The organism is Polyangiaceae bacterium (assembly GCA_020633205.1).
In the GTDB taxonomy this organism is placed as follows: domain Bacteria; phylum Myxococcota_A; class Polyangia; order Polyangiales; family Polyangiaceae; genus JAHBVY01.
This window is the reverse complement of record JACKEB010000024.1, coordinates 43415-70359: the sequence shown is the minus strand read 5'-3', so window position 1 is coordinate 70359 and position 26945 is coordinate 43415. Positions and strand designations below refer to the sequence as shown.

Genomic DNA, 26945 nt, shown 5'->3' with positions numbered 1-26945 from the left:
TCGTCTCAGTCGATGAAACGCACGACGTGCTGTAGCGCCTTGCGCGTAGTGGCTTTGGGGTCCTCGTCTGGGTGCCCCACCGCGACCAGAGCGACGATACTCCAGCTCTTCGGGACACCCAACAGCTCCTTCAGCGCGCCTGCAGCGACCAGCGGGCCAGTCATCGCTGACGCGCCGAGACCGATGTCCGTCGCCTTGAGGAGCAGGTTCATCAGCCCTAGGGAGGTGCTGACCACAGCGGAGTGGCGCTCCATGTGGAGAACGGCTTCGCGAAGCTTCCGAGGTAAGCTGTCATCCACCAGCTGAGAGAGCACGGCGTGCCCGCGGCAGATCGGGACGATCACACAGGGGGCGTGTTCGAAGCGCGTGAAGTACTCGCCGTACGCCGCGAACGCGACTTGGCTCTGCTCTGGGATTGACGCCTGCAGCGCGCGAGTCGCTTCGCGCACGGCACTCGCTAGCTGCTCGATGCGTTCCCGATTGGTGACGACCAGCCACCGCCACGGCTGCTTGTTGCTCGCAGAGGGCGCACTCACTGCGGCCTCCAGCAAGCGCTCGATGTCCGTGCGCTCCAGGGCGTCCGCCCTGAAGCGCCGCACGCTACGTCGACGCTCGAGGAGCCCGTCCAGCGTCATGCGACGACGTAGCCTCCATCGCTGTGAGCGACGCAGCCGGTCACGTACTGCGAGCGGTCGCTTAGGAGAAAGCTCGCGTACTCGGCGACGTCCAGTGGGGAGCCGATACGCTTCGCGGGGATCCGCTCCAGCAGTTCGCCTCCGGCCAGGGCCTTGGTTGGCTCCAGCATCCGGCTCTCGATGGCGCCCGGTGCGAGCGCGACGACACGGATCCCCTTCCTTGCGTACTCGACCGCCAGGCTCCGGGTGAGGGCCTCAACACCACCTTTGCTCGCAGCATACGCAGACTGGCCGCGCGCCGCGCGCTGGCTGGTCACGGAGCTTAGGTTCAGGATCACGCCACGTTGGCCGTTTCCGCGAGGACGCTGCTTTAGCAGCACGGGGATAGCGGCCTGGCAACACCAGAGCGTCCCCAACAGGTTCACACGCACGACTTGCTCCACCTCGAGGGGTGTCTGGCTGACGAGCAGTCCAGGCTTGACTATGCCAGCGGCGTTGACCCAACCATCAATGCCGCCTAGAGCTTCGTCGGCTGCGCTGACGAACTCGCTGATGCGCGTCGGATCGGACACGTCCAGGCTCGCGCACTTCGCGCCCAGCTCACTGGCCAGGGACTCCGCGAGTGCCCGCCCACGGTGGTAGCCGAGTAGCACCTGCGCGCCTTGGGCGACGCAGGTTCGCGCCATGGCCTGACCCAGGTCACCACTGCCCCCAGTGATCACGATTTTGCGCCCCGCGAGTTCAGGCATCGTAGCTCCAGTTGTCGATTTCGGCTGGGTGACGCAAGACGATGCTCGCGTTGTGGCCTCCGAAGCCATACGAGCTGGAGATCGCGTGGCGCACGTCGACGGACCTCGCCCCCTCTGGGACGTAATCCAGGTCACAGCTCGGGTCCGGCTCTTCCAGGTTGATGGTTGGGTGAACTTGGCCCCGCAGCATGCAGGCGATCGTAGCCACCGCCTCGACGGCGCCGGCTGCGGAGATCAAATGGCCGATCATGCTCTTCGTTGAGCTGATGGCCACGTGATGAGCCCGCTCGTCCAGCAGTCGCTTGATGGCGAGCGTTTCCGCAGGGTCATTCTTGGGAGTGCTGGTGCCGTGGGCGTTGACGTAGTCTATGTGTTTGGCTTCGAGCCTCGCGTCGCTCAAGGCGCGCGCCATGGCTTGCCACGCGCCGCGCCCTTCGGGGTGGGGGTCGGCGATCTTGAAGGCGTCGAACGAGCTGCCGAAGCCAGCCAGCTCAGCGTAGATGCGCGCGCCCCGCGCTCGCGCGTCGCTCAGGCGCTCCAATACGAGCATGCCTGCCCCTTCACCCATCACGAAGCCGTCCCGCCGGGTGTCGAAGGGGCGCGATGCGCGAGTGGGTTCGGCGTTCCGTGTGGAAGTTGCTCCCAAGGCGCAGAAGCCGGCGACGCCCAACGGATTGATCATGCTGTCGGTGCCGCCTGCGAGCACCCAGCGCCGGCGGCCGCTAGCGATGAGCCGCAGGGCGTGACCCAAGGCGTCCGTGCCTGCCGCGCAGGCAGACACGTGAATCTCTGGCGCCGCCCCAAGGCCATGCCGTGCGGCAATGGCGTGCACGCAGACGTCAGACGGTGTTTGCATGAAACCAAGTCGCTGCGCCAGCTCGTCGGGCAACTCGAAGCCGGGAGCCCTCGAGCGCACGAGGTCGGGCATGTTGAACAGCTCGAGGCCGACCCCGAGGCTAACTCCCGCGTGGGCATCGATCTCGCTGCTCCCGCTGCTTGCCCCTCGCCCCGCGTCCTCCAACGCCTGGCGTGCGGCTTCGAGCGCGAAGGCGATCTTGCGGTCACCGAGAGGCGCGTCGCTGGGGAGCTGCGCTTCACCGGCGATATGGGTCGGTAGGTTGGAAGCATCGAACGACGTGATTTCGGCGATGCCGGAGCGCCCTGCGAGCAGTGCCTCGCAGAACGCATCCACCCGATTGCCCAACGGCGAAACCACCCCCATGCCGGTGACGACGACGCGATGGCGGCTCATTGCGCGAGCTCCCAGCGGCTCATCGCGCGGATCCCCTCGCGCGTGCTTGCGCGGTGAGTGAGCTGTCCGCCATTGCCAGCGAGTAGCTCGCTCAGCGCAATGCCGAGGCTAGCTGGGCCGACCTCGAGCGCGCCCTCGGTCGCGCCCCACACCGCGCGGAAGTCGTCACCCAAGCTCAGCTCATCGGTCGCGGGCGGAACCTCCTGCAGCGGATCGAAGGGAGAGTACGCGACTTGAGTTTCGAGCAGCCTGCAGCGACTGGTTGCAGTGCCTCGGCGGAGCAGCAGCATGCTCGCGGCGTCTCGCAGCTTGTCTGCTCCAACGCTAGGCAGTTGCCGCCGCATGTGATGCTCCACCAGGAAGTTTCGCTGGTGTGCCACGCCTCCAACCAGCGCCCAATCGACGCGCTCCTCTTGCAGATCATCCAAAGCCTGTTCGAGCGCCTGATACAGCTGACCTCCCCCCGGATAAACCACCGAGTAAGGGCCCGAAATGCCGAAATTCGCTGCCACGTGATACGCGGGCATATTGGGTAGGCAGCGAAACGCTAGCAGCGGATGCGCTCGCGTGTACCCCTCCTTCGAGAATTTCTCTAAGGAAAATTCCGAGCCTTGCATGCTCGCAGCGAGCACCGGGGCGATGTCCGGCTCCTCGAAGGGGATGTAACCGACGGCGAGGTAGAGCCCGCAGCGATCTCCGAACTCCTGGCCTAGCAGGTTCGATCTTTCGAGAGCGCGACCCGCAACCAAAACAGCCAGCTGGTCTTGAAGGCCCATGTACTTGAGGCTCTTGCGCTCCTTGAGGAACTGGGTCGGCTTCGCGAGGGGAGCTGTCTCAGCTTCGCCTTCGGCCGCGCCTTCCGGTGGCGTGAGCACGACGCTGGAGCAGGCGACGAGTTCGATCATCGGATCTTCACCTTGAGATCCAGGTCCCGTGTCCACAGCTCGTAAAGGTAACGGCGCTGAGCGTGAACCCGCTCCGATGGGATCTCCCGCAGCATGAACGTCAGGCTGCCTCGCATCGACTTCTCTCCCGCAATATCCGCCCCGACGTCGACTCGCGCGGCGCCATCCATGCCCTGCTTGAGCTGTGCGAAGAGCTCCAACGTATCGCCTGGGCGAGCTGGGCGGTGGAACTTCGCCTTGTCAATTTGCACCAGCAGTGAGCGCTTGGGCGGGTCTTCGGTCTCTGGACTTGAAATTTCCAGCAGGAAACCAGCAAGCTGCGCGGCAGCTTCGATACTCAGCACACCCGGCAGCAACGGGTGATCGGGAAAGTGATCGTGCAAGATCTCGTCGGTCAAGCTCACGCATTTGATGCCCTTGGCGAGCTCACCCGGCTGCACGAAGGTGATGCGATCGAGGAGGATGTAGCGCATGATCTTCTCAATCCGTCCGAGTCCGTAGGCTCATGTCGAGCCAGTTCTTGACGCTGCCACCGTCGCCGATGGCTTGCTGAAAGCCACGACAGGCGGTCCAGCATTGTTGGCAGGCTGCGATCTCTGCGGCCTCTGCGACGAGGCGACCGTGGAGCGTCTCCAGGCTGTGTTGACGGATGCTACCCACCGGCTTGCCAATGCGCTCGATGCAGGAGGATACGTTGCCCAGGTGATCGATATTGAAGCTCTGCGCGCCTGCGCGACACGTGGGCAGCTTCTCAGCGACTGCCCGCGGCAGTGTCCCGTCATGATCGCGAAGCGTTTCGAACTCCAAGAATGTCTGCATCACAGCGAAGTACTCGCGAAAGAACCGCACGTGCGGGTACCGTTTCCAGAGGGATGCGAGGCTCGCCGCGGCTTCCGGTGGCGGCAAGCGGTCCTCTGCGGAACTCACCCGCCGTGTGCCCATGGTGCTCAGCAGCGTGACCTGCTGACCAACACCACTCTGCTTCGTTTGTTCGAACAGCTCCCCGAGGCTTTGCCAGTTGCTGTCGAGGATCACCGTCATCACGTTGACTTGCTTTCCGCCGCGAGGGGCTGCGGCTTTGAGCATGTCCACAGCCTCCCAGGCGCGGTCCCGCGTGCCCGCGACGCGTCGCTTCTGATCGTGGCGCGCGTCGGGGTAGTCGATGGACACGCTGGCGTGGGTGAGCCCGGCGGCAAATAGTTCTCGAGCCTTTTCAGGCGTCATATGCCAACCGCTGGTGAAGAGCGCGGTGATGTGGCGACGGCTCAGGATGCGAACCACGTCGACTATATCCTTGCGGATCAACGGTTCGCCGCCTTCGATAGACACGAGGAAGCACCCCATGCGGTCGAGCTGATCGGCGATGGACTCGAACTCTCGCAGGCTGAGTTCGTGCTCCGGAGGATCGACGCTGTTCCCCTTGGCGGGGTTCGGCCAGAAGTCGCAGAAGCTGCACTTCATGTTGCAGCGGTTCGTCACCTGGATCAGGCAGTTGAAGGGCTTTTTTCGCGCAACCCCCGCCGCGAATCTCAGGTCCTTCTTCAGTACGTCGAGCTTCATGGGCGACTCCGAGCGCTACCTAGCGGAAAAGCCATCCGCTCTTCTTCTGATCGCCCAGGCGTTTTGTGACGTCGAGCACCAGCGGCGTCAGGTCGCGGTACTCATCCAAGATGTCCCCGATGGCGCCGATCAGCGCGTCCACTTCTTGCTCACTCACGGTGAGCGGCGGAGTCAGCTTCAGCACATCCCACTGCTGAGAAGCAGGTTGAGTCAGGAGGCCGCGCTCGAGCAACCGTACGCTGAGCCACTGGCCGAGCACTTGACGTGACAACAGCTTCACCAGGCGCGGAGCCAGGCGCTGCACCCAGTTACTGCCTGTGGGGCCGAGCTCGAGCCCAATCAATAGGCCCTGGCCGCGAACCGCGCGCACCAGAGGGTGCCCCGATAGGCGTGACTCGAGTCCCGCCTGCAGCTGTTCGCCGCGGTTCTGCGCGCGCTCACACAACCCCCAGTCGTCGATCAAGCGCAGGGTCTCCAGGGCGACTCGACAGCCGAGCGCGTTGCCGCTCAGCGTGGAGCCGTGGAGATCGAACTTGAAGACGCTGCCGTAGGCCTTCTTCTGTATTTCCGTGCGGGTAAGAGTTGCGGAGATGGGGATCAGCGAACCACCCAAGCTCTTGCCAAGGATCACGACGTCGGGATCGAGATCGCTTTCGTGTTGGTAGCAACACAAGCGCCCGGTGCGGCCGAGCCCGGTCTGCACCTCATCTAGCATGAAGAGCGCACCGTACCTTCGACACAGCGCTTGCGCGCCTGCGAGGTATGCTCCAGGCGGCATCAGCACGCCGGCCTCGCCTTGGATCGGTTCGAGCAGCAGACCAGCAACCTTGCGCTTCTTCAGCACCTGTTTGAGCGCCTCGAGGTCACCGAAAGGCACCTCGTGGCAGTCGGGTACCAGCGGACGAAACGGCTTTTGCCAGCGGGGAAAGCCCATCACGCTCAAGTTACCTAGCCCAGTGCCGTGAAATCCCCCGGTTGCGTAGACGACGCCTGGGCGCTTGGTGGCCGCGCGCGCGAGCTTCATTGCGGCTTCCACGGCTTCCCCACCGCTGCACGAGAAGAGCGAGACAGGCAGCTTGGGGAAGCGCGCTGCCAGCGCGGCACCCAGCTCACCGGCCCACACTTGGGGACCGACGTGCATCACGTTCGGATGCTTATCGTCGAGCGCTCGGGTGATCGCGGTCGCCAGTTCCGTGGGGTTATGTCCTAGGTTGATCGCGCCGAAGCCAGCCAGGAAGTCCAGGTACTCCCGATCGTGATCGTCCCACAGCTTCATGCCTTCAGCGCGGACGAAGACGCGCCCGAAGCCAAACGTGCCTAGCAGTTGTATGAACGCCGGGTTGACGTGATCCATGTAGCGCTGGACTGCCGTCGGATGCTCTGGCCGCACCGACGGCGGGATACTTTGCGTCATGCTTCCACTCCCTGAGCTACAGTCGAGCTGGGCGCGCGTAGCCGCAGCGCCAGGCGCTCCACGAGAAAATAGGTCAGGCTCGCCAAGGCGCCGAGCCCGAGCAAGTAGACCAGGTGATTGGGGAAGAGACCTTCCCAACCGGGCCACACCGCAAACACCAAATTGACGTTGAACATCGGGGGGGTGAGGACCCGCGTCAGTCCCAACAAGCCGATGTGGGCTGCCACTGCGCTGAGCCAGCTCCCTCGCGGCCAGACTAATTGCCGCGCGGCAAATATCCCGACAGCCAGCCCGCCAAGATGCGTCGAGAGTGACGCCAACATCCAGTTGCCGCCGCCGAACAAGTCAATCAACCACATGGGCGTACCAAATACGAGCCAGCAAATGCTGATCGCGACCAGCCCGCCGCGCCCCATCAAGCAGCCGAGCGCCAGCACCAACGGGGCCACGTTGCATACCCAGAATAGATCTGGTGCTTCACCCCGCAGGACGTGTGCGTACACGCCGTAGCCATAGATAGCCAAGGCGCACACCGCTGGAGCCCACAGCCTGCGCGTCAAGTCAGAGGCCTCCGTCGACCATCAGGGTTTGCCCGGTGATGTACGTGTTGTGCAGCCCGAGCCAGCAAACCAAGTTGGCCGCCTCTTCCAAGCGTCCGACGCGCTTCAGCCCGCAGTGCTTGAGGTACTCGACGCGCAGCTGGTCCGGAAGCGTGTGAGACGCGCCTCGCTCGAGCACGCCGGGCGCGACCACGTTCACGCAGACGCCGCTGGGCCCGAGCGCCTTGCACAGGCTGAGCGCCAGGCCTTTGAGCGCAGCTTTGCTCACCGCGTAGGGCGGTGGCGAAGGCACTGGTTTGATGCCGTCCACCGACCCGAGCAACACGATGTTGCCCTGACCTGCACCCAGCTGTGGCGCGAGCGCTTGGCACGCGAAGTAGGCGCTGCCTACGTTCACCGCCATCAGCTCCTGAAAGCCTTCAACTGTCGTGTCCTCGAGGCGATCGAAAGCTGGTGGAGTCAATGTCGAGCCAATCGTTGCCGCGTGGATTAAGCAATCGATACCACCAAGGCGGTCTGTCAGGTCGAGCAGCGCAGGGCCTACCGTCGCAAGCTCGCGCAAGTCGAGCCTAGCCGCGTCGCAGCCAAGCTCGTGCTGTAGCGATTTCGCGCTATTTTCTCCCTGAAAGTACGTGAACGCGACCCGCGCGTCCGCCGCATGGAGCGCTCGACACAGCACCTGCCCGAGCTGACCCGAGCCGCCAATCACCAGCGCCCGCTTCATACGCCCCCATCGGCGATCACGGTCGCGCCGGTCATGTAGCCGTTGAGGTCACTCACCAAGAAGGCACATGCTTCTGCGATCTCGCGGAACGTGCCCACGCGTCCGAGCGCGCAGTGGTGCAGGTAGTCCTTCAGGCGATGCTCCGGGAGATTGCGTCCAACGCCATCTTCCAAGAGCCCCGGGGCCATGCACAACACGCGGATCTGATGTCGAGCGAGCTCCTTCGCCAGCGCCTCGGTCATGCCCACCACCGCGGCTTTGCTCGCGCAGTAGTGAATTGGCGCTTCGATCATGCGCACCCCAGCCAAGGAGCCCATATTCAAGATAACCCCGGCCTTGCGCCGCATCATGCTGCGCACCACGGCTCGCGTCGTCAGGTAGGTACCCTTGACGTTGGTGTCCATCACGCGGTCGAAGTCCTCTTCCTCGAGCAGCGCGAGGGGTAGGTTCTGTGAGATCCCAGCGTTGTTCACCAGAATGTCCAACGGACCGAGCTGCTCCTCCAGGTCCTTCACCATGTTCTGCGTACCGTCGGTGTCGAGCACGGAGCACTGGTAGCTGCGGAAGCTGGCGCCGAGCTGTGTTAGCTCGTCTTCCAACTTCCGTGCGGCATCAGCGTTGCGGTTATAGCTGAAGCCGATGTTCGCTCCATGCTCTGCGAAACGCAGACACAGCTCGCGCCCGAGGCCCCGAGAGCCTCCGGTGATTAGCACACGCTTCCCGGCTAGGAGCTTCAAGCAGGCTCCTCCGACTTCGCTCCCCAGATCTGCGCTTTGCCAACGGGGCCAGCGAAGCGCTCGTCTTTCTGGCGATACAAGTTGTTGTAGGCGCACCCGGGCATCAGTCGCCCATCGGGCAGGGCGTAGTGCGTGCAGCACTTCTTGATGCGGTCCACCTCGAAGGTGTGCACATCCATGAAGGCGTGAATGAACACTGTCTTGACCAGGCCTTCTCCGATGCGCAGGCGCTCTTCGAGTTCCAACGCGCGCTCCTCTGGGTACATCAGGAAGATGGCGCGCTTGAGGCAACCCATGATGCGATCGCAGTCAGGCACCTGACCGGAGCTGGTCCACATTTGGTCGATGGCATCGCGCAGCGCGCCCTCGAACTGTTCGTCGGGGCGAATCGTGCCGCGGTTGGAGATCAGCTCCAGGTACTTCTCGAGCTCCAAGAAGCGCGGGAAAGGCACGAACTCGTCTTCGACCTTGAGCAGGTAGGTCAGCGCAAAGCAGCTCGGGTGGGAGCAGGGGAGCGGTAGGAAGTCGCTCTTCTTCAACTTGCCGCCGGTCTGCGCTTCCGCGAGGTTCACTACATCGGGGATGGTGATGACGTCTTGGGGGTTGTGAGGCGCGAAGTGCGCGCCGCCGTAGCCAGTGTAGGCCGCCGGCTGAAAGGTCAGCGAGAGGATGAAGTCCTTCGAGTACAGGAGCTCGATGGCCTGTCCGATGCTGTCGTCATTCACGCCGCGGGCCAGCGTCGAGACGATGGTGGTGCGCACGCCAGCGCGCTCCAAGTTCGCTAGCGCCTTTTCCTTGGCGGCCTTCTGGTCGCCGCCTCCACGAAGGGTGCGTAGGGCCGGGTTACTGAGGGCGTCGAGCTGCAGGCTGATGTAGATGCCTTTTTCGGCCATCGCTTCGCAAAAGGCGTAGTCGGTGGCGCAGCGCAGCCCGTTGGTGGAGATGGAGACCCGGCTGATTTCCTTGCGGGAGCGCGCCATGTCGCAGAACGCCAGGAAATCTGGGTGGAGTGTTGGCTCACCCCCGCTCAAGTTGATCGTCTCGATCGAGCCTTCGCGCTCGATGATGCCGTCGAGGATGCGTCCAAACTCCTCGCGGGTCATGTTGTAGTTGTTCTTGTTCTGCACGATGCAGATCGGGCACTCGAGGTTGCAGTGATTCGTGATCTCGATGATCGGTAGGCACGAGTGCTGCTCGTGATCGGGACACAAGCCGCAGTCGTCGGGGCAGCCCTTCTCCACTTCGGTGGAGTACTTGAACGGCTTCGAGCCCTCTTTGACGTAGGTAAGCGACTGCAAGAACCAGTCGACGTCGCCGGAGATCAGCGCCTCACTCTGACCATGGGTCGGGCACTGCTTGCGCAAGTACACCTTGCCCTCGCGGATGATGCGCGCGCCGTCCACAGGTCGCTCGCACTGGGGACACAGGCCGCGCGAGAAGGAGTGGAAGATCTCCTGGCTTCCATGACCGCCTGCCGCGCTCTGGGTGAAGTTGAAACGAGTCTCCGCGATCGGCAGATTCAGTCGAGTCATGCAGGTTCTCCGAGCGCTCAGCCGCGCGTGATCAAAGGTAGGGAGCGCTTGCCATCGCGCAGGTGAGGGTGCACTTCAGCGACCGCGGCATCCATGCGCTGGATCATTGCGGGGTCGGCGAAGCGTTGATCGCGTTCGCGATACAGCACGTTGTAGGAGCAAGTGGGGATGTTGCTGCCGTCGGTCTCGGGCACCCCAATGCTGCACTTCATCACCCGCGCCACGTCGAAGCTTTCTTCGTCCATATGGGAGTGGATGTAGATGGCCTTGGTAGCGCGCTCGGCGATCTTCTGACGCTCTTCAAGCGGGATTGTCTTGCCGGGAGGAAACATTTCGAGCAACAGGCGCTTCAGCGTCTTGAGCACGCGCTCGCTCTCCTTCAGGCGATCGGGATCCGCCCAAAGCTCATCCATCGCTGTGCGCAGCACCTCTTCCACCTTTTCGCGTGGCTGGATGTACAGCGAGTCGCCGAGGAGGTCGAACAACACCTCGCGCCCAAACAGCTGTGCATAGGTCACGAAACGCGCGGCATCCGCCGCGTGGTCTGGCTCCGGATCGAGCATCAGCAGGTAGCAGATGGAGTAGCAGTGCGGGTGAGCTAGAGGACTCGGCACGAAGTCCCTGGCGGTGAGCTGCCCGCCGGTGTGTTGCTCCAAGATCCGATGCAAGTCCGGTGTCGTGATGCGCGCCGTGCGATCGAAGCCGACGCCGCCTTGACCCGTGAACGTCAAGGTGTGCATCTCCAGTGAGCAGATATTGCGACGCTTCAGCACCTCCTCGAACAGCTGCGGCACATCGCGATCGTTCAGGCCAGCAGCTATCGCGGGGAGAATCGTCGTGGTGACGTCATGCGTCTCCAGCAGATCGAGTACCTTGAGCTTGCTCCTGGTGGTGGTTGCGCCGAGTAGCTGTTTGTCGATCGCGTCGTCGTAGGTGTCGAGGGAGAGCACGATGCGCGCGTCCACCTTCGCGAGCTCTTCGACGTACTCTTCCTTCAAGAGCTTGAGCCCATTGGTGCTCACCGTCAGGCGCCGGATGCCCGCTTCTCGGGACATGCGCAAGAGTTCTGGGAGCTCCGGGTGGAGCGTCGGCTCACCGCCAGTGAAGTTGATGATGTCCAGCTCGTCGTGTTGAGCTTTGAGGTGCTCGAGGATCTTCGCGAATGCTTCTCGGCTCAGCATGTGCGCGTCCTCGTTCTTGTTGACGGTGTAGCAAATTGGGCAGTCGAGGTTGCACGCGCTAGTGATGGGGACCACCGGCATGTACACCTTTTGCTGGTGCGAGGTGCACGGGCCGCAATCGTGAGGGCAGCCACCTTTTACCGCGCGGATTTCTCCGTTGCCAGCACGAGGCGGTGTGCTTGGCGCCACGAATGAGAGCGCGTCGAGGTACCACTCGACGGACGATGCCACCAGACACTCTTGGTGCCCGTGCTCCGGACAGAACTTGCGAAAGTAGACGGCGTCGCCTTCGAACTGAATCTTGGCGTCGACGGAGCGCTTGCACTGGGCGCACAAGCTCTTGGTCATGGAAAAGTAGACGTGGCCCGTTGGCGGTCGCTGCAGCGGTTCGCCCGCCGGATGGATCGCGATACTGCCCGTGCCCGCAGTGCTCTGCGTCATGGCTTCCTCCCTCGTTTCGCTCTCGGTATCGCGCGTAGCGATAGAGCGCAATTGTTGCTTGGGGGAGGGGGGGGCGACGCCGCGGTGGAGGCCCAAACTGGCCTATCTAACCAGCGCGCAATCCGAGGTTGACCCCGACGCAGCTTCCCATCAGCAAGATCGGGATCAGCACGATCATCAGCGCAACCAGTGCTCGCTCAGGTCGGAAGCCGGGGGTGACATCATTCGCCGCGGGATCTCCCCCTAGGCTCCGCAGCTCCTGCTCGTAGCTCGCGATCTGCCGTTCGTACTCCGCTCGGCGGCCGCGCATGCGCGATCGAACGCTCAGCGAGCGCAGGAACGAGAGAAACAGCGCCAAAGGAAAGTAGACGAAGAATGCGACGCCGATCAGTGTCCATCCGCCACCCGGCAGTACCTGCCCACGGTGGGACATGCTGTACGAGAACGCCGCGTTGGTGTCGAGCTTGCTTGGTTCGCCACGCGGGTTGTCGCAGACCACATCGTGCTGGCCCTCGTCGTTCGTCCCGTAGAACACGTGGGTGTATGGGGCCTGGCACCCTTCACATACGAGGGGACACAACTCATACGCGGTGATGCCACCCACCGGACCTGTCTTGGTCATGCAGCCACCAGCGGACGTGACCAGCGCGATGATGATCGCCCAGTAGGGGGCCTTCAACCACGTAGTGATAAAGACCCACCATAAGTTGTGAAGGTTCGCGCGGTTGGCGCGCGCGGTTCTCAAGCCGCGCTTCACCAGCTGGATGCGTGCGCCGGGGGCGAGCTGCTCATTGCGCAGCATCTTCAGCTCCGACTCCTGCATCTCTACCGGGGCGTGTCCCATGAGCTCGGCGGCGTGGGCGCGGATCCCCTTGGCGTGCGCCTCGTAGCTTGCGTCTAAGGGGACCACGCCCGGTGCAGCACCGATGTGCTGCAGCGCTTCCTGAGGTTTGCCTTCGAGGAGCGCCAAGCGAGCATTAGCCATGCGGAAAGTAGAGTCCAGCTCGAGCACCTCCGCCCACGGGTCGCATTCATTGAGCCAGCTTCGGGCCGCCTGCGCTTCGCCCGCGCGGATCGCGCACAGCGCAAGCTCGCAGCGCAGCAGATGCCGCAAGCCAGAGTCTTCGACCAAGTCGAGCGCCGTTTCGAGCTTGGCCCGCGCCTCACGGGGGCGGCCGGTTTCGCTGAACGTGGTCGCAGCGCGGATGGCGACCCAAGTCAGAGAACGTTGGTCTTCCAGATCTCGAGGTCCGGAGTTCGCTCGAAGCTGGTTCCACAACGCGGCGTACTCAGCGGACGCCATGCGATTGTGAACGCGCTGGTGAGCGAGCCGCGGTGGTGGCGAGTCCATGTCGTAGACATGCCCGGGCACTGGATGATCGAATTGCGCCTTCAGCGCCGACATGCGGGCGATCTGTTGCGCTGGCGTGAGGGTCTTCGCCGTCGCCCGCGGCCGGAGTTCCACGTGGTTGGTTGCTCCGCAATAGCTACAGCGTACCTGCGTTTGCTCACTTCCGGCTAGCGGAGCTCCGCAGTGGGCGCACTCGATCACACGCGTCAGCGTGTCGAAGGTCTGTTGCTGCACGGTCTAGAGATTAGACCGATGCGAGACGCCGCATCGGAAAAAAACGCACCTTGCTTGACCCGTGTCTGAGGCGAATCGAACGGCGTAGTCCGTGTCGAAGTAAGCGCCCTCGAGGTAGCACGGGCACCAGACCACCTGGACCTCCGTTGCCCGAGCATGGCGGGCGACAGCTGCCTCATGAAGACGGCGCCCATCATCACGTTCAAGCGCAGTGTATCCGCGCAGATATGATCGCAGCTCCCTTGTCGGCCAGTCGCTGCTCGAGTTCTCGATGTCAAGCGCTTCGCGTTGACGCTCGCGTATCGCGCGTGTCGCCAAGACAGATCATGGAGGGGGTGTCCATGCACCCGCTCTCCGCAGATCCTCCGGAGGTCTCCGGGGTGCAGCGAGGCGACGCACTGTCGCAGCGGTAGGTGTTGCAGCGACGTGTATGCAGCGGTCAGAGGCGCCAAGTTTCATCAGTGCGCCGAACGCGCCTGTACAATCCGTCGCTGCAAAATGCCCGCTCACGAACCCGATCTTGATGACTCGTAGACGATGGACGCCACGGTCGATCTCAAGCTGAGATGCACGCGTACCCAGCGGCACGATTCAGATCACTCATTTGCGTTGCAGGTCGGGCTTTGACTCGCGCGCCGTCGTGTGGTCCCATCTCCTGCTGAGGAGTCATGGGTGCGGACTTCATTGGCTGGCGTGCTTGCCAACTGCAGACGGAGCTGAAGCCAGAGGGCTTTCTCGGTCGGCTCAAGTTGCGTGCATACAAGCGACTCGTAGAGGAGCGCGTTCCTGAGGAGCGTCGCGAAGCCATTCAGATCACTGTCTCCGTCACCGGTCGCGGTCCTCGCACGTTGACCTATCCTGGCATCGTCCGCGAGGTCGCGAGTTTCGAGCGTGGCATCCCGGATTGCGCCAACTGTCCACTGTCTGGCGGGCAGCCACTCGGATGCTATCGCTATGTCACCTATCCGGTGGATGCGGTGTTCGAGCAGGCCCTGTTCGAGTTCTTCGTGACCCAGGTGGAGACGAAGGACACGATCTGCCAACAAATCTATGCGGATTTGATTTCTCAGCTTGAGGTGGGAGCTGGTTGGTACGCGCCCAGAGGGGAGCAGCCCGGCGCGCTTGCTGCGTTGCACGAGCCGGTCGAGCACAACTGGATCGATGGTGAAGGCTCGGAGCACTACCTCGACAGCGCGATGGTGCTCGAGGTCGCTTTCATCTCCCTCGAGTCCCGGGAGATGCTCGAGGCGTACACTCGCTTCTGGTTGGAGTTCCTCGAGCATGCGTCCAGGCGATCTTCGCCCGACCTGCGAGCTGACCTCACGAACTCCCGTACCGTGGCGGAGGTTCAGCAAGTGTGTAACTTACTGGCCGCAGTCTCGCCGGGTGCGGAAGACGAGGGTTGGGTGGTCCTTGCGGACAGCTGAGCCCGTGTTTGATAGGCAGCCACGGGAGTTCCCGGGCCTCGCTTATTTTGGTGGTTCGAGGTTGCAGTACACCGGCTTGTGGTCGAAGTAGGTGGTGCTCGTGACACCAGGCACCCCGTCGCTCACGCCCGCCGTGACGCAGTTGCCCGTGTAGTAGTCACTTACGATGTGGTCGATGTTGAATAGGCCACCGTAGGTTGGCGTAGCCGTAGGTCCTACGTCGGTCACGAAGTGAAACTTCGTCCCGTCGGCGTGGTCGGCGAAGTAGGCGGCGCTCTCGTCGAAGTCGAAGTTGCGACCGGGATCGGTGTTCAGGTCCCCGAGGATGAGGTTGCGGCTGCCATTGGCCCCGGGTGCGCCCTTGAGCCCATCGACGCCTGGGTCTAGCTGCTGAAAGATCTGCTGGAATTGTTGCATCCGGCAGTCCTGATCCTTCTGCTCGATCCCACTCGAGCCGTGCACCAGCACGACGGTCAGCTCATCGCCGCTCGTCAGCTCTAGCTCCGCGCGTCCCACCCTAGAACCGCCGCCGCAGTCGGGGACCCGCGCACCCGCCAGGGCATCCAAGCATAGGTCCTGGTCGCATCCGCGGATCGTTGCGAAGGATTTCCTTACGGCAATGCACTTGTCCGGCTTCTCGATGTTGCACGCCACCTGGTAGCCGGCTCCAAGTATCAGCTGGGCGACGCTAGGGGTTCCGGGTTGCCAGGTCTCGCAGACAAACCCTGGCTTGGCCTCTTCGGGCACACTCACGCAGTCTCCGGAGTAAAAGATCTCCTGAAAGGCGATCACATCGATCCCCGTGTCTGGATCCGAGTTGAGCCGGTCGAAGAAGGCGCGAGTGTCGTCCACCACCGTCTGCCACGCCAGGCCGTCGCCGTAGTACATATCTGACAGCGCGGCTTCTGCCGAAGTGTAGCCGTCGTCCGGTGGCTTGTCGTGGGCGAGTCCACCGGTGGTGCCGGTGTTGAACGTCAGGGCGCGTAACGTGCTCGGAGGGTCCTGGTTTGCACTGCTGTCGCCAGAGTCCGCGTTGCCGCAGCCTGTAAGCCCTAACCCCCAAAAAATCGCGAGGCAGGTCCAGGTGCCTCGGATGATGCCGTGAGGAAACGAACCCGGCTCTGTTCGGCCAGCCATGCCCGAGAGTGTCTCGGACAATCAGCCGTGTGGCAATTCGAGGGTGACTATCGCTAGCGGATCATCACGAATGTCTGTTGATTGAGGCCCACCAGAGCGCCCTGAACCGTCCATAGCTCACGAAACTCGGCGCAAAAGCCGTCGTGCATGGCTTCGCTGCGCGCTCGATAGAACAGCGGTGCATCGTCCAGACTTGCGGGGTCCACCAACAGCTCTGCGGTGTAGGTCAAGGTAGCCATCGGCCGCGGCGCGGTCTCCAAGACGAAGGAAGCTGGCCACCAAGCGTCGAGTAGCGCGAGCACATCGGCGGCGCTGAGCTTGGACAGCGCGGGACGGTTTCGGATCCAACCGCTCGCGATGGGTTCGCTACCTCCACTGAAAGGAGGTGCTCCAACGGGGCGAAACTCGAAGTGCTGAGCAAACTCGGGGCCCAGCGGTGCCCGCATGTTGACGACGTCCACCTCTGACCAGTGGGGGTGCCCCGTAGGAGGCTGGGGCGACCAACCCGCCGTCGAGACTCGCTGCTTGCCGTAGACCAGCGTCGCTTGCGCACGCACCTCGTTCTCTTGAACCAACAGTGATTGCCACGTAGAAACACCGCTTCCGATGCGCAAGGGACTGACGTACACGTCAGCGGGGCCCGCGACCACCGGGGCGGGGATCGTGGAAGTCAGCGAGCGCAGTTTGCGGTCCGCGTTGCTCTCGAGTTGATCGGTCGCCCGAGTCAACGCCGCGATCACGTAGCCACCGAACGCTCCGCGCCCCTGGCGCCAGCCCTCGGGTACATCGAGCTTGAAGGCGTGCTGGGGAAGCGCAAACGCTGCTGCAGCCGTTGGCGCGGGGGTGGAAACGTGGACGAAATCGGGAGCGGCCGGGGGCATGTGACCTCACATGGGGCATCGAGGGGAGGGGTCAACTGGCAATCTACCTGGCAGGCGCCCTGCAGAGGTGCAGTCTCCCGCTGCGAGCTTGCAGTCCTCGATTGCGCACCCCCGAATCGGCGCTGTAGCTTCCCGACGCACGGCGCGTCGCCGTGGTCATAGACGCGGTTGGTTCGGTGCACGGGGTCGTTCAAGATGAGCGGGTCGGTCGAGGTCGAGCGGGCGAGCGCGAAAGCGGACGGGTGGGGCTCACGCCTGGGAGTCATCCTGGCGGTGGCCGGGAGTGCTGTCGGGCTTGGGAACTTCCTGAGGTTTCCAGGGCAGGCGGCTCAGAACGGAGGCGGAGCGTTCATGATTCCGTACTTCGTTTCCCTATTCATCCTGGGGATCCCCATCGGTTGGGCCGAGTGGACGCTGGGCCGCAAAGGCGGAGCACATGGGTACCACTCCGCGCCGGCGATCCTGGGTCGTGTGAGTGGGCGCAAGGCGTTTCGCTACCTTGGGGTGATCGGCGTCCTCATTCCCTTGGTGGTCTACATGTACTACGTGCTGATCGAGTCGTGGTGCCTGTACTACGCCGTTCAGTACGTCATTGGCGGTATGGACTTGGGAACGGATCCCGGAGGATACGCCAAGGCGAGCGAGGCGGTGTTCACGCGGGCCACGGGCATCGGTGGCAATGGTCAACTGTTTGCTCACGGGCTCGACACCGAGAACATCGTGTTGATCGTCGTGCTCGCGCTGAACGTGTGGCTCTGCTACCGCGGGCTGTCCGCAGGCATTGAGAAGTTCTGCACCTATGCGATGCCAGTCATGGCGTTGTGCGCGGTGGTGGTGTTGATTCGGGTGCTGACCTTGGGCACCCCGGACCCAACGTTTCCGGAGCGGAACGTCCTCGCGGGCCTGGGGTACATGTGGAATCCAGACTTCTCGAGACTCTGGGACTTCAAGACCTGGCTCGCCGCGGCTGGACAGATCTTCTTTTCGTTGTCCGTCGGCTTCGGCGTGATCATCAACTACGCCTCCTACCTGCGCCGTAAAGACGACGTGGTGCTGAATGGCTTGACCGCCACCGCCACGAATGAACTCTTCGAGGTGGGCTTCGGTGGGATGATCACCATCCCGGCAGCGTTCGTCTTCTTGGGCGCGAGCGGCGCTGTAGGCGGGACGTTTGGACTTGGCTTCAACACGCTGCCGGTCGTGTTTCAGTACCTCGGGGCGTTTGGACGCTGGGTCGGTGCGATTTGGTTCTCCATGCTGTTCCTTGCGGCAATAACCAGCTCGCTCTCGATGCTGCAACCGGTCACCGCCTTCTTGACAGAGTCGCTGGGTGTCTCGCGGCGTCGCGCGACCAGCGTGCTCGTCGGCCTGGTGGTACCCGGGGTGGCTTGGGTGATGTGGTTCAGCAAGGATCTCACAGCGCTCGATACGATGGACTTCTGGGTTGGGACCACGCTGATCTTCGTGATGGGCTCGCTGCAGCTCTGGGTGTTCGCTTGGGTGTTCGGTGCTGAGCGCGGGATTGCCGAGGCGAATCATGGATCGGACGCGCGCATTCCCACGTGGTTCCGCTGGATGTTTCGTTGGGTCTCGCCGCTGTTCTTGCTGGTGGTGTTCGTCGGCTTTTGCATTCAGAGTCTGCCCGGCTACTTGAAGGCGCTCGGCGCCAATCCCATCGCACTGTGGACACTCGCGGTGGTGGGGGCGGTAGCGGGGGTGCTGGTGGCTTGCGTTTGGAGGGCTGAGGGGCGCTGGGCTACGGACCGCGGTACGGAGCAACCGGCAGTCGAGGAGGCGGAATGACCACGATGGGATGGGTGAGCATGGTGGTGTCGCTGAGCTTCGTTTGGGGTTTCGCCGCTTGGTGCTACGCAAAGGTGCTGAGAGGCCCCAAGGCGTAGCCACTCGAGCTCTTTCGCGTTTCCGGCGTGAATCGATTGCCGCTGGAATGCTCTGCTCACGCAGGAGCAAGCTCGGCCGCGGAATCGAGGGGAATTCGGTTTCCGCGACGCGCCTCGAGACCCAAAGGAGCGCTCTCAACGCGTCCTGAAGTCCGCCGGCGATTGTTCTTTACAACCCCCCACGACTTCCGGCCTGCTGATGAGAGGAGGCGACAATGGATCCGTTTGCACCCATCAATGGGATTTCACTGGAGCGCTACGCCGAGCTCGGCGCGGCCCTCGATGGCAAGGACAACGACCCTGCAGGCACTGCCCAAGTGTTGGCTCAAGAGGGGGTGAGTCAGGCCGACTACGAGGCGGCGAAGGCCGGCTGGACGGCGCGCATGCAGGACATGAGCCTCATGGGGCGCGTGGCCACTGCCTTCATGCCCCTTTACCAGGCGGCACTCGCGAAGCGGCAAGGTGGTGCCACGCGGATCAGCTACGACGACTTCGTCTACGTGTCGGCGATGATCAAGGTGTACAGCTTCGAGCCAGCCGTTCAGGCAGTTGGACTGACGCAAAGCGAGTGGACTCAGGCCGCGGGCTACTGGAACAACCAGATGGCTCAGAACATGATGCAGTACGCGGGGCACCCGCAGAAGCTGCAGCAATGGGAGGCGCAGATCCGAGGCGGCGCTCCCCCGCGTCAGGTGCAGAAGAGCGTCGACTCGAGCGCGGCGGCCCAGCAGGGGCCTTCGCAACAGCAGGCTATCAACTACGCCAATCAGGATCCGATCGCCGCGGCGATGAACAACCCCGCGATGATGCAGCAACAGGCCGCGGCAGCCAGCATCATGCAGAACCCGCTCGGGTTTGGCTTCGGGCAAGCCGCGGCCGTGCTAACCGGAGGCATCACCGCGGGCTCGCGCGTGATGGTGATGTGGTCAGATGGGAATCGCTACCCGGGGCAGGTCCTGCAAGCGGCGCCCAATCAATACCTCGTGCAGTTCGAAGGCGGCTCCCAGCAGTGGATCCCGTCGAACGCCGTCGTGCAGGCGTAGAAGAAAAACCATGCGGAAACGCCGCGCCGTCTCGCAGGGCCACGGCGACTTGCATGATCTGAGCGCCGTGTCCTGCACACTCAAGAAAGCGAGGGGGACGTGACCCAGCCGACGATGAACTGTCAGCACTGTGGTGGAACGCTAGCGCTCAACGACATGACGCGGCCAAACTGCCCGTTCTGCGGTCAGGTGCTGCCTCACCACGCGCGAGCGGCGGAGCATCAAGTGCTCATCAATCGCATGCTCGCCCAACAAATCGGGGCGCAGTACCCCGGCACCCCCCAGGATAAGATCCCGCAGGTGGGTTACGGCTACGGCGCTGGCATGAACAACCTTCAGCAGTTCCAGCAGTACCACGTGGATCAAGGCTTCAAACGGGCCCGCAACATGACGGTGATCATGTTGGTCGCTAGCCTGGTCTTCATGCTCGTGATCTTCGGTATCGTCGGCGCCATCCTGTTGCTGGTCTAAGGGCGTTGCTAAGGGTGCATCTCCCGGTTGGGGGATACGCTCGTCGGCTGACGTCGGGCACCTTTCCCCGTTGAGGCTTTCTCGACGGAGGGTGGCGATGGCTGACAAGCGAGTACGCGGGCGGGACGTATTGGGGTTGGGACTGGTGGCAGCAGTAGCGCTCTTGGCGTGCGCGTCATCTACGCCGTACATGGATCTTCCGCAGCAAGATCAAGACATGTACGACGCCTGTCGCGAAGACGCCGTGGACTGGTGCCTCGAGACCAAGTTCGGCGCCCCGCCGTTACTCACGGACGCCGACAAGAGCGTGGGCCGTGCCGAGGAGAACCTGCGCCGCGCGAAAGCGCGGGAGAAGGCGGTCGAGCAGCACTTCGACGAGTGCAACGGCGAGTTCATGGAGGACGGCATCGCTCGCTCTGAATATGTCGGCAAGGGCAACGCCCAGCAACGGAAGGCGTGGTTGCTCTCCATCGGTTGCTCAGAGACCAAGATGGCGAAGGCCAAGGACCAGCCCAAGCGAGAGTAGCCACTGCGGGCTCGAGGCGACGCGGGTGTCGTCTCAGCCCTGCGCGTGGCGCGGCGTGTCTCGTTCCAAGGCACTTGAACGGGGTAGTGCGCGCACGCCTTTTGCGATTACTCCTGCGGAAATAGACGTCCGCGGGCAAGCTGCGCCACGGCATCGGGTGTTGGTACGTGCCTTGCTGAGCGGCGTGCGCGATGCGCGCTCACGCGCCAGCAAGTGGGCTGTCTCACGCTGAGCCATACCCTTGCGCTACCCATCGCAGGAGACAGAGCATGAGCTTGGGACGACGCGCGGCCGCCGAGGCCTTTGGGACGTTTTGGTTGGTATTCGGAGGCTGCGGCAGTGCCGTGTTGTCGGCGGCGTTTCCGAACGTCGGGATCGGACTCCTTGGAGTGTCCTTGGCGTTTGGCCTCACAGTGTTGACGATGGCGTACGCCATCGGGCACATCTCTGGCTGCCACCTGAACCCCGCGGTTACCGCTGGCTTGGTCGCCGGCGGTCGTTTTCCGGCCAAAGAGGCGCTGCCTTACGTCGTCGCGCAGGTGGTCGGCGGTGTGGCTGGCGCTGGGGTGCTGTTCGTCATTGCCTCGGGGAAAGCGGGATTTGATGTACACGCCGGCTTCGCGTCGAATGGTTTCGGCGACCACTCTCCGGGCGGATACAGCATGCTGTCCGCGCTCGTGGCGGAGGTCGTGCTGACCTTCTTCTTCCTGTTCATCATCCTGGGCTCGACCCACGGCAAGGCGCCCGCTGGTTTCGCACCAATCGCTATCGGTCTCGCTCTAACGCTGATTCACCTGATCGGTATCCCGGTCACGAATCTCTCGGTGAATCCCGCGCGGAGCACCGGGCCCGCACTGTTCGCAGGGGGCTGGGCGCTCGCTCAACTCTGGCTATTCTGGCTCGCACCGATCGTCGGAGGCGTGCTCGCGGGGTTGCTGTTTCCCGTGCTCTTCAAGGACGAAAAGGCGGATTGAGGCGCGGACGGTGACTTCGGTGGCGTCAGGCGGGCCGCAAATCGGCTGCCTGGCGCTTGAAATGGGGCGACGGTGGACGCTTCCTTCGATGAGTGTAGAGTCCGCGCCGTGAAGCGAACTGCACTCTACTTCGGGCTCCTGGCGGTCACGGCTTGTGGCGGCGCTACCTCACCCCCAAACCCGCCCGTGGCTGAGCCTTCGGCGACGTCGACTGCTACAACCGCGACGGCTGAAGTCGCGCCAAAAGAGCCGGAATGGGTGTCCCCTTATGATGCCGTGAGCCAGGCGGGGGCAGACCCCGAGACCGACAAGAAGCTGCGTAGCGCTATTTCCTCAGGGCAACGAACTCGGCAGGACCAAGAGCGCGACGTCTGGCGGCACCCGCTGGAGACCCTGGAGTTCTTCGGTGTGAAGGACGACATGCAAGTGCTGGAGCTTTGGCCGGGCACTGGCTGGTACACCCAGATCCTGGCGCCGCTGCTCGCGGAGAAGGGTGGCCTACACGTCACGAACCTCGATCCGTCAGGCCCCCAGGACGTCACTCCGAACCGCATTGCGAAGCAGTTCGATGAGCTGTTGAAGGGCTCGCCTGATCGATTCGGCAAGGTGCAGGTGCATCAGGTCGCGCCGCCCGAGAAGATCGAACTTGGCCCGGACGGCTCCATGGATCTGGTGCTCAGCTTTCGCAACACCCACAACTGGGTGAAGGGTGGTTACGCGCTTGCCGTCTACGACGCCGCGTACCGCGTGCTCAAGCCGGGCGGGACCTTGGGCATCGTTCAACATCGGGGGGCGCCGGGCAAGACCCCCGAGCAGACTGGCTATGTCGGCTATCTCGCACCTGACTACGTCAAGCGATTGGTGGGCGCAGCGGGCTTCGAGTTCAGCGCCGAGAGCGAACTGAACGCCAATCCGAAGGACACCAAAGACTACCCCGAAGGCGTCTGGACGCTTCCGCCGGTGCTGCGCTTGGGCGAGAAGGACGCAGCGAAGTACCAAGCCATCGGTGAGAGCGATCGCATGACGTTGCGCTTCACGAAGCCAACGCAGATCGTGCCCAAGCTCAAGGGAGATGATGGCAAGCCGCTGCCCCAGCTACCCCAAGCCGAGGGGGACCCGAGTTTCGAGAGCCCTTTGTTCAAGCAGCACCTTCGGCTGCTCACTCGGGCAATCATCCTGGATGATCCCGAAATCGCTCGCTCGGTCTTTTTCCCTGTGGAAGCATACCAACAGGTCAAGGACATCCCCAAGCCTGAGCGCGACTGGGAGTATCGCTTGTGGAAGAACTTCAAGCGTGACGTTCACGACTATCACAAGCGGTTGGGTGACAACCCGAGGTTTGCCAAGCTGCTGCGGCTGGACACCTCCGGGCGGAGCAAGTCCTGGATGCAACCTGGTTCCGAAGGGAACAAGATTGGCTACTTCCGCATGACTCACCCGAAGCTCGTCTTTCAGCGCGCCGACGGCAAGGAAATGCGCGTCGACTTGACTAGCTTGATCAGCTGGCGAGGCGAGTGGTACGTCGTGCACCTCAACGGCTTCAAGTAGCGTTCGCTCGCCTGATATCGCGTCGTCTACGTCGTGCCGGAGCGCAGGATCTCGTCCAACTCCGCGGGAGAGAGCGGCTTCTCGTAACGGCGGTTAGGGGCCTCTTGCAGTAAGCGCTGTGCTTGCGGGGTCACCGCGCCACCGCTGAGGAAGACGATGCGCCTGGCTAGGTCCGGCGCGACCTGACTGAGTTGCTTGTAGACGTCCATGCCGGTGACGCCAGGCATCATCAGGTCGCACAGGATGATGTCGAAGCTCTGGTCTTCTGCGAGGTGAGCCAGTGCCTCGCTTCCCCCTGACATCAGCGTCAGGTCGTGACCGTTCAATACGCGCTTGAGCGAGCGCAAGATCATCGGGTCATCATCGATGATCATGACGCGCCGCTTTGGACCATGTTTCCGTGGGGTTGCCTTCATGCTCGCAACGCTCCCGCCGCTCTTGTGCAGCGGTAGGCGAATGCGCATGGTGGTCCCCACGCCTAGATGGCTATCGACCTCGAGGGTGCCCTGATAGCTCTCCACGATGTTCTTGCAGACGGAGAGGCCCAAGCCCGTGCCCACACCAACGGGCTTGGTGGTGAAGAACGGGTCCATGATCCTATCGACGAGCTCAGCGGGGATTCCCGTGCCGTTGTCCGAGACCTCGAGCCAGACCTCAGCGCCTTCAACCCGTGAGCTGATGGCGATGCGCCCTTCTCGGTCCTCGGGTACGGCCTGAGCCGCGTTGACCAGCAGGTTGAGGAGCACCTGCGACAGCCGAGTCTCGGTAGCCAGCACGCGCGCGTTACGACCTGCGGTCACCTCCAAGCGTGCGCGGTGCCTGATTTGTGCAGAGGCAATTTTCACCGTCGCCTGGATCACCTTCGCGACCAGCACGGACTGCGGCTTTTGGTCGTCATGGGTGAACGTCTTCAGGTCGCTCACGACCTGCCGCACCCGCTGAATGCCCTGGTGTGCCTCAACCACCGCTTCGAGCGCCTCTTCTTGATCTGGACTGTGCCGTAGCTTCTCCTCCGCGAAGCTGAGGTTCGCGATGATGTATGCGAGTGGGTTGTTTACCTCGTGGGCTACTCCAGCAGCGAGGGTTCCCACCGCGGCCATGCGGTCCGCTTCCCGGAGCTTTCCCTCGATGGATTTCCTTGAAGAAATATCGGACGCAGAGACGAGGAGCGCCGGGTTGCCCTCCCAGTTGAGGGTGAAGGCGTGCAGCTCCACCGGCACCACGTTCCCCTTGGCGCTAAGCGCTCGGCGCTCCACCGGACCAAAGCGCGCGAGTGTCCCCTGTTGTTCAGTCAGCGCACCGCGCACGTTGGACTCTGCCGCGTTGCGGTCCTCCGTCACCATGAAGCGGTGCCACGGTTGTCCAATCAACGCCGCCGGATCGTCGCACTCGAGGAGCTCTGCGGCGGTGCCGTTCGCGTAGACGACGTGCCCGCCCTGATGAATCAAGATGGCATAGGGCAAGTTGGCGAGGATGAAACGCAGCGCTGCGTCATCGATCGCGTCTTGACCGTCGGCGTGAGGGGGCACCGCTTGTGAGCATAGCAGTCGCGAGGGCGTCGGTGATCACCTTGGCGCTTCCGCCCAGCGGGTGTCGAATGCCCACGCGGAAAGACTGCCGGGAGGAGCCTCCGGCGCTTGGCGCTGTGGTTTGTTGAGGTGTTCCACCGTGCAGCGCGCCTCCGTTCGCTGCAGCGCGTCCGCTTGGTCCTTCGGAAGACCCACATATGCCCCGCCGTCGACCTTCCACCAGTGGAGGGTCACCTGCGCAGCCTGTGCCTGATCCTCTCGATACACGAGCGCGCTCAAGGGGCCGTGAGCAGGCAAGTTCGGATGCAGTCCGGGGTTTGGGATGAAGCTTCGGCAACGAATCGCACGCAGTAGCGCTGGGCCGTCCGCGTCCTTCGCCGTCGCCCAGGGGACGCCATAGCCATCGACGCTCAGGCGCCAACGCGAAAGCTGTTCCTCGGGGCAGCGCAGGCGAAGCTCGTAGCGCCGGGTACTGGAGTCCACAAGGCGGGTGGTCCCCGACTGCGCGGACAGATCTCCGACCAATGGCCAAAACTCCACCGCTTGACGGAGCTCGAGTACGGCGCCCTCCCAGAGCGAAACCCGCGCCAGGAGACGCTGCTCTCGGCGTAGCTCTTGAGCGATAGCGGGAGCCAACCCGAAGCCGCTGGACTGCAGTTCCTGTAGAACCTCCTCCAGATCCAGCCTGAGTTGAAACGGGAGCGCAAACCGGTCGTGTAGTTCGCGCCCCCACAACTTCACCTGAGACGGTGTGGACAGCTTGCTGAGATGCGCCGAGATGGCGCGCAGCAAGGCCGCAAGGCAAGCGGCGCGCTCCGGGGTATCCGCCATGCGAAAGGCGCGAAACTCCACCAAGCCTAGGCGCCCGCGGCCTGGGAGGTGTGGGTTGGCGAGCTTCTCGATATTTAGTTCCGCGCGGTGTGAGTTTCCGAAGCGGTCGACCAGGAAGGGCGCGAGGGTGGACCAAATGTCTTCAGGGCTGGGTGACTCGATGCGTTGCAGCAGCTCGAGGGCTAGGCCCAGCTCTGCCAGCGTCTCGACGCTACCCTCGTCGGCTCGCGGAGACTGACTCGAGCCTCCCACGGAATCGACGGCGAATAGGTAAGACAGCGCAGGGTGCCGCGAGAAGAAGCACACCATGCGGCTGAGTAGCTGTGGGTGACGGAAAAATGGGCTCTCCTCGAAGCTAGGTCCGCCGAGGGTGATTTGGCCTCCTCCACCAGAGTCGACCAGCTCACCGTTGTAGTGCATGCGTACTGGAGACAGCCCCAGCGCTTCGGCGACCTGATAGAGGATGCGCGAATCGTGAAGCAATCCGCGGGTGCCGGAGCACGGCGCCGTGTTGATCTCGATCACTCCTGGATCCGGCGTGATCGTCGCCCACGCGACGTTCCGATCCACCGGTGGTGGATAGCCCCCGAGGATCAAGCCTTCGATTCTTGCCGCGCGGCAAGCTTCGCCGATGAGCTCTAGCAAATCGGAGAATTCTGACACGTCGGTTAGCTGCGGTAGCTCGATGCGTACGACGCCTGGGTGTTCCGGACCCGCGTCACCGACACACAAGAGGGAGAGGCCTTGATCCGCCAGGGGATCGCTCAGGCCGGCGCTGGGGATGGCATCGCCGCCGAGGGGAGCACGGCCGCACTGCTCCTGGACCTCCTCGGATAGCTCGTCGAGCTCCTCATCGCGTACGCTCCACACCAAGCGCAGCGGCAGTGTGGGCATTGCGGCTCCCGCCTGCTCCTGTGATTTTTGGGGGGGAGGCGCGTCGTTCAGCAGGATGCGACGCGGCGCGCGTTGCCGTTTGGTCAGGCACGCTGATAGCTCTTGCAAGAGACGCTTTGGCGCGCTCGCGTCGCTCGCTCGGCCTCCCATGAGTGGATCCGGCGGCAGATGCCAGACCTGTCCCGCCTCGCGTTGCCAGTACAGTCCGAAACTCCAGCGCGGTGTCGTTTCCTCGGGGTACTGACGTCCCACGCAGCGCAGCAATACTGCCGTCGGGACCCGCGACGCGAGCATGGCGGCAAACCGTTGAGCCTTCCCGAGCTTCTGGGCTCCCAGAGCTGCGCCGACCCACTCAGCGTCGTAGGAGAAGCGATCGGTGAAGGTGGGTTCTGTTCCCACCCACACCACGAGTCCCGCGTCGCTGAGCTGCTCGTCGTGCTCGCTCAGCGCGCGTTCGATGGCGGTCAATCTGGATTCGGCGCTTCGGCCTTCCTCTGGATTGTGCATG

The 26945-nt window shown here is 63.2% G+C and carries 24 protein-coding genes; 7 read left to right on the top strand and 17 right to left on the bottom strand.

All coding sequences use genetic code 11. The features are described 5' to 3' along the window. Window positions 1–5 precede the first annotated feature (5 nt). The 13 genes from H6718_35190 to H6718_35130 all read right to left on the bottom strand — a co-directional run bounded on the left by H6718_35190 (window position 6) and on the right by H6718_35130 (window position 13275). Window positions 6–635: a nitroreductase family protein gene (locus H6718_35190; protein MCB9590706.1), complete on the bottom strand. Its 630-nt coding sequence runs from the start codon at window positions 633–635 to the stop codon at window positions 6–8. After that, window positions 632–1384: an SDR family oxidoreductase gene (locus H6718_35185; protein MCB9590705.1), complete on the bottom strand. Its 753-nt coding sequence runs from the start codon at window positions 1382–1384 to the stop codon at window positions 632–634. Before H6718_35185 ends, H6718_35190 begins: the two co-directional genes overlap by 4 nt. Then, entirely contained in the window at window positions 1377–2636 is a 1260-nt protein-coding gene (locus H6718_35180) for a beta-ketoacyl-[acyl-carrier-protein] synthase family protein (protein ID MCB9590704.1), read from the bottom strand. The genes H6718_35185 and H6718_35180 overlap by 8 nt, the downstream gene beginning before the upstream one ends. Further along, window positions 2633–3541: a hypothetical protein gene (locus H6718_35175; GenBank protein MCB9590703.1), complete on the bottom strand. Its 909-nt coding sequence runs from the start codon at window positions 3539–3541 to the stop codon at window positions 2633–2635. Before H6718_35175 ends, H6718_35180 begins: the two co-directional genes overlap by 4 nt. Further along, window positions 3538–4014 carry a beta-hydroxyacyl-ACP dehydratase gene (locus H6718_35170; GenBank protein MCB9590702.1) on the bottom strand — a complete coding sequence of 159 codons (477 nt, stop codon included), beginning with the start codon at window positions 4012–4014 and terminating at the stop codon, window positions 3538–3540. The genes H6718_35175 and H6718_35170 overlap by 4 nt, the downstream gene beginning before the upstream one ends. Before the next feature lie 7 nt (window positions 4015–4021). Then, entirely contained in the window at window positions 4022–5101 is a 1080-nt protein-coding gene (locus tag H6718_35165; protein MCB9590701.1) for a radical SAM protein, read from the bottom strand. 19 nt (window positions 5102–5120) lie between these two features. Continuing rightward, window positions 5121–6515 (bottom strand): aspartate aminotransferase family protein, encoded by a 1395-nt coding sequence (locus H6718_35160; GenBank protein MCB9590700.1) that lies wholly within the window; start codon window positions 6513–6515, stop codon window positions 5121–5123. Then, window positions 6512–7075 carry a hypothetical protein gene (locus tag H6718_35155; GenBank protein ID MCB9590699.1) on the bottom strand — a complete coding sequence of 188 codons (564 nt, stop codon included), beginning with the start codon at window positions 7073–7075 and terminating at the stop codon, window positions 6512–6514. The genes H6718_35160 and H6718_35155 overlap by 4 nt, the downstream gene beginning before the upstream one ends. 1 nt (window position 7076) lies before the next feature. Next, window positions 7077–7799: an SDR family oxidoreductase gene (locus tag H6718_35150; GenBank protein ID MCB9590698.1), complete on the bottom strand. Its 723-nt coding sequence runs from the start codon at window positions 7797–7799 to the stop codon at window positions 7077–7079. Continuing rightward, the gene (locus H6718_35145; GenBank protein MCB9590697.1) at window positions 7796–8536 is read right to left on the bottom strand and encodes an SDR family oxidoreductase; all 741 of its coding nucleotides are present in this window, start codon (window positions 8534–8536) and stop codon (window positions 7796–7798) included. Before H6718_35145 ends, H6718_35150 begins: the two co-directional genes overlap by 4 nt. After that, window positions 8533–10068, bottom strand: coding sequence for a radical SAM protein (locus H6718_35140; GenBank protein ID MCB9590696.1), 1536 nt, complete (start codon window positions 10066–10068; stop codon window positions 8533–8535). The genes H6718_35145 and H6718_35140 overlap by 4 nt, the downstream gene beginning before the upstream one ends. A 17-nt stretch (window positions 10069–10085) precedes the next feature. Continuing rightward, a complete protein-coding gene (locus tag H6718_35135) occupies window positions 10086–11690 on the bottom strand; it encodes a radical SAM protein (GenBank protein MCB9590695.1) in 1605 nt (534 codons plus the stop codon). Window positions 11691–11796: 106 nt separating this feature from the next. Beyond that, the gene (locus H6718_35130; protein MCB9590694.1) at window positions 11797–13275 is read right to left on the bottom strand and encodes a hypothetical protein; all 1479 of its coding nucleotides are present in this window, start codon (window positions 13273–13275) and stop codon (window positions 11797–11799) included. 668 nt (window positions 13276–13943) lie between these two features. Between H6718_35130 and H6718_35125 the strand changes: the two genes are divergently transcribed. Continuing rightward, window positions 13944–14702, top strand: a complete 759-nt coding sequence (locus H6718_35125; protein MCB9590693.1) for a hypothetical protein — start codon at window positions 13944–13946, stop codon at window positions 14700–14702. 42 nt (window positions 14703–14744) lie between these two features. Here the strand turns inward: H6718_35125 and H6718_35120 are convergent, their stop codons facing one another. Continuing rightward, entirely contained in the window at window positions 14745–15839 is a 1095-nt protein-coding gene (locus H6718_35120) for a hypothetical protein (GenBank protein MCB9590692.1), read from the bottom strand. A gap of 53 nt (window positions 15840–15892) precedes the next feature. After that, the gene (locus H6718_35115) at window positions 15893–16720 is read right to left on the bottom strand and encodes a thioesterase family protein (GenBank protein ID MCB9590691.1); all 828 of its coding nucleotides are present in this window, start codon (window positions 16718–16720) and stop codon (window positions 15893–15895) included. Between the two features lie 195 nt (window positions 16721–16915). Here H6718_35115 and H6718_35110 point away from each other — a divergent pair, with 195 nt between their 5' ends. From H6718_35110 to H6718_35085, 6 genes are all read left to right on the top strand, one after another. Next, window positions 16916–18523: a sodium-dependent transporter gene (locus H6718_35110; protein ID MCB9590690.1), complete on the top strand. Its 1608-nt coding sequence runs from the start codon at window positions 16916–16918 to the stop codon at window positions 18521–18523. Window positions 18524–18836: 313 nt separating this feature from the next. Beyond that, window positions 18837–19664, top strand: a complete 828-nt coding sequence (locus tag H6718_35105; GenBank protein ID MCB9590689.1) for a hypothetical protein — start codon at window positions 18837–18839, stop codon at window positions 19662–19664. Between the two features lie 99 nt (window positions 19665–19763). After that, on the top strand, window positions 19764–20135 hold the full coding sequence (locus H6718_35100) for a hypothetical protein (protein MCB9590688.1): 372 nt from the start codon (window positions 19764–19766) through the stop codon (window positions 20133–20135). Window positions 20136–20232: 97 nt separating this feature from the next. Further along, window positions 20233–20661: a hypothetical protein gene (locus H6718_35095; GenBank protein ID MCB9590687.1), complete on the top strand. Its 429-nt coding sequence runs from the start codon at window positions 20233–20235 to the stop codon at window positions 20659–20661. 269 nt (window positions 20662–20930) lie between these two features. Continuing rightward, window positions 20931–21635 carry an aquaporin Z gene (aqpZ, locus tag H6718_35090; GenBank protein MCB9590686.1) on the top strand — a complete coding sequence of 235 codons (705 nt, stop codon included), beginning with the start codon at window positions 20931–20933 and terminating at the stop codon, window positions 21633–21635. 108 nt (window positions 21636–21743) lie between these two features. Next, a complete protein-coding gene (locus H6718_35085; protein ID MCB9590685.1) occupies window positions 21744–23183 on the top strand; it encodes a class I SAM-dependent methyltransferase in 1440 nt (479 codons plus the stop codon). Window positions 23184–23209: 26 nt separating this feature from the next. Here H6718_35085 and H6718_35080 read toward each other — a convergent pair whose 3' ends face one another. Both H6718_35080 and H6718_35075 read right to left on the bottom strand, forming a co-directional pair. After that, the gene (locus H6718_35080) at window positions 23210–24712 is read right to left on the bottom strand and encodes a response regulator (protein ID MCB9590684.1); all 1503 of its coding nucleotides are present in this window, start codon (window positions 24710–24712) and stop codon (window positions 23210–23212) included. A gap of 36 nt (window positions 24713–24748) precedes the next feature. Beyond that, entirely contained in the window at window positions 24749–26944 is a 2196-nt protein-coding gene (locus tag H6718_35075; protein ID MCB9590683.1) for a transglutaminase family protein, read from the bottom strand. Window position 26945: the final 1 nt, after the last annotated feature.

Excerpts from the sequence above, each read along its gene's own strand:
- H6718_35120 (MCB9590692.1), bottom strand. The coding sequence starts at position 15,839 with ATGGCTGGCCGAACAGAGCCGGGTTCGTTTCCTCACGGCATCATCCGA.
- H6718_35175 (MCB9590703.1), bottom strand. The coding sequence starts at position 3,541 with ATGATCGAACTCGTCGCCTGCTCCAGCGTCGTGCTCACGCCACCGGAA.
- H6718_35135 (MCB9590695.1), bottom strand. The coding sequence starts at position 11,690 with ATGACGCAGAGCACTGCGGGCACGGGCAGTATCGCGATCCATCCGGCG.
- H6718_35140 (MCB9590696.1), bottom strand. The coding sequence starts at position 10,068 with ATGACTCGACTGAATCTGCCGATCGCGGAGACTCGTTTCAACTTCACC.
- H6718_35075 (MCB9590683.1), bottom strand. The coding sequence starts at position 26,944 with ATGCACAATCCAGAGGAAGGCCGAAGCGCCGAATCCAGATTGACCGCC.
- H6718_35160 (MCB9590700.1), bottom strand. The coding sequence starts at position 6,515 with ATGACGCAAAGTATCCCGCCGTCGGTGCGGCCAGAGCATCCGACGGCA.
- H6718_35180 (MCB9590704.1), bottom strand. The coding sequence starts at position 2,636 with ATGAGCCGCCATCGCGTCGTCGTCACCGGCATGGGGGTGGTTTCGCCG.
- aqpZ (MCB9590686.1), top strand. The coding sequence starts at position 20,931 with ATGAGCTTGGGACGACGCGCGGCCGCCGAGGCCTTTGGGACGTTTTGG.
- H6718_35185 (MCB9590705.1), bottom strand. The coding sequence starts at position 1,384 with ATGCCTGAACTCGCGGGGCGCAAAATCGTGATCACTGGGGGCAGTGGT.
- H6718_35115 (MCB9590691.1), bottom strand. The coding sequence starts at position 16,720 with ATGCCCCCGGCCGCTCCCGATTTCGTCCACGTTTCCACCCCCGCGCCA.
- H6718_35150 (MCB9590698.1), bottom strand. The coding sequence starts at position 7,799 with ATGAAGCGGGCGCTGGTGATTGGCGGCTCGGGTCAGCTCGGGCAGGTG.
- H6718_35110 (MCB9590690.1), top strand. The coding sequence starts at position 16,916 with ATGAGCGGGTCGGTCGAGGTCGAGCGGGCGAGCGCGAAAGCGGACGGG.
- H6718_35105 (MCB9590689.1), top strand. The coding sequence starts at position 18,837 with ATGGATCCGTTTGCACCCATCAATGGGATTTCACTGGAGCGCTACGCC.
- H6718_35095 (MCB9590687.1), top strand. The coding sequence starts at position 20,233 with ATGGCTGACAAGCGAGTACGCGGGCGGGACGTATTGGGGTTGGGACTG.
- H6718_35165 (MCB9590701.1), bottom strand. The coding sequence starts at position 5,101 with ATGAAGCTCGACGTACTGAAGAAGGACCTGAGATTCGCGGCGGGGGTT.
- H6718_35125 (MCB9590693.1), top strand. The coding sequence starts at position 13,944 with ATGGGTGCGGACTTCATTGGCTGGCGTGCTTGCCAACTGCAGACGGAG.
- H6718_35170 (MCB9590702.1), bottom strand. The coding sequence starts at position 4,014 with ATGCGCTACATCCTCCTCGATCGCATCACCTTCGTGCAGCCGGGTGAG.
- H6718_35190 (MCB9590706.1), bottom strand. The coding sequence starts at position 635 with ATGACGCTGGACGGGCTCCTCGAGCGTCGACGTAGCGTGCGGCGCTTC.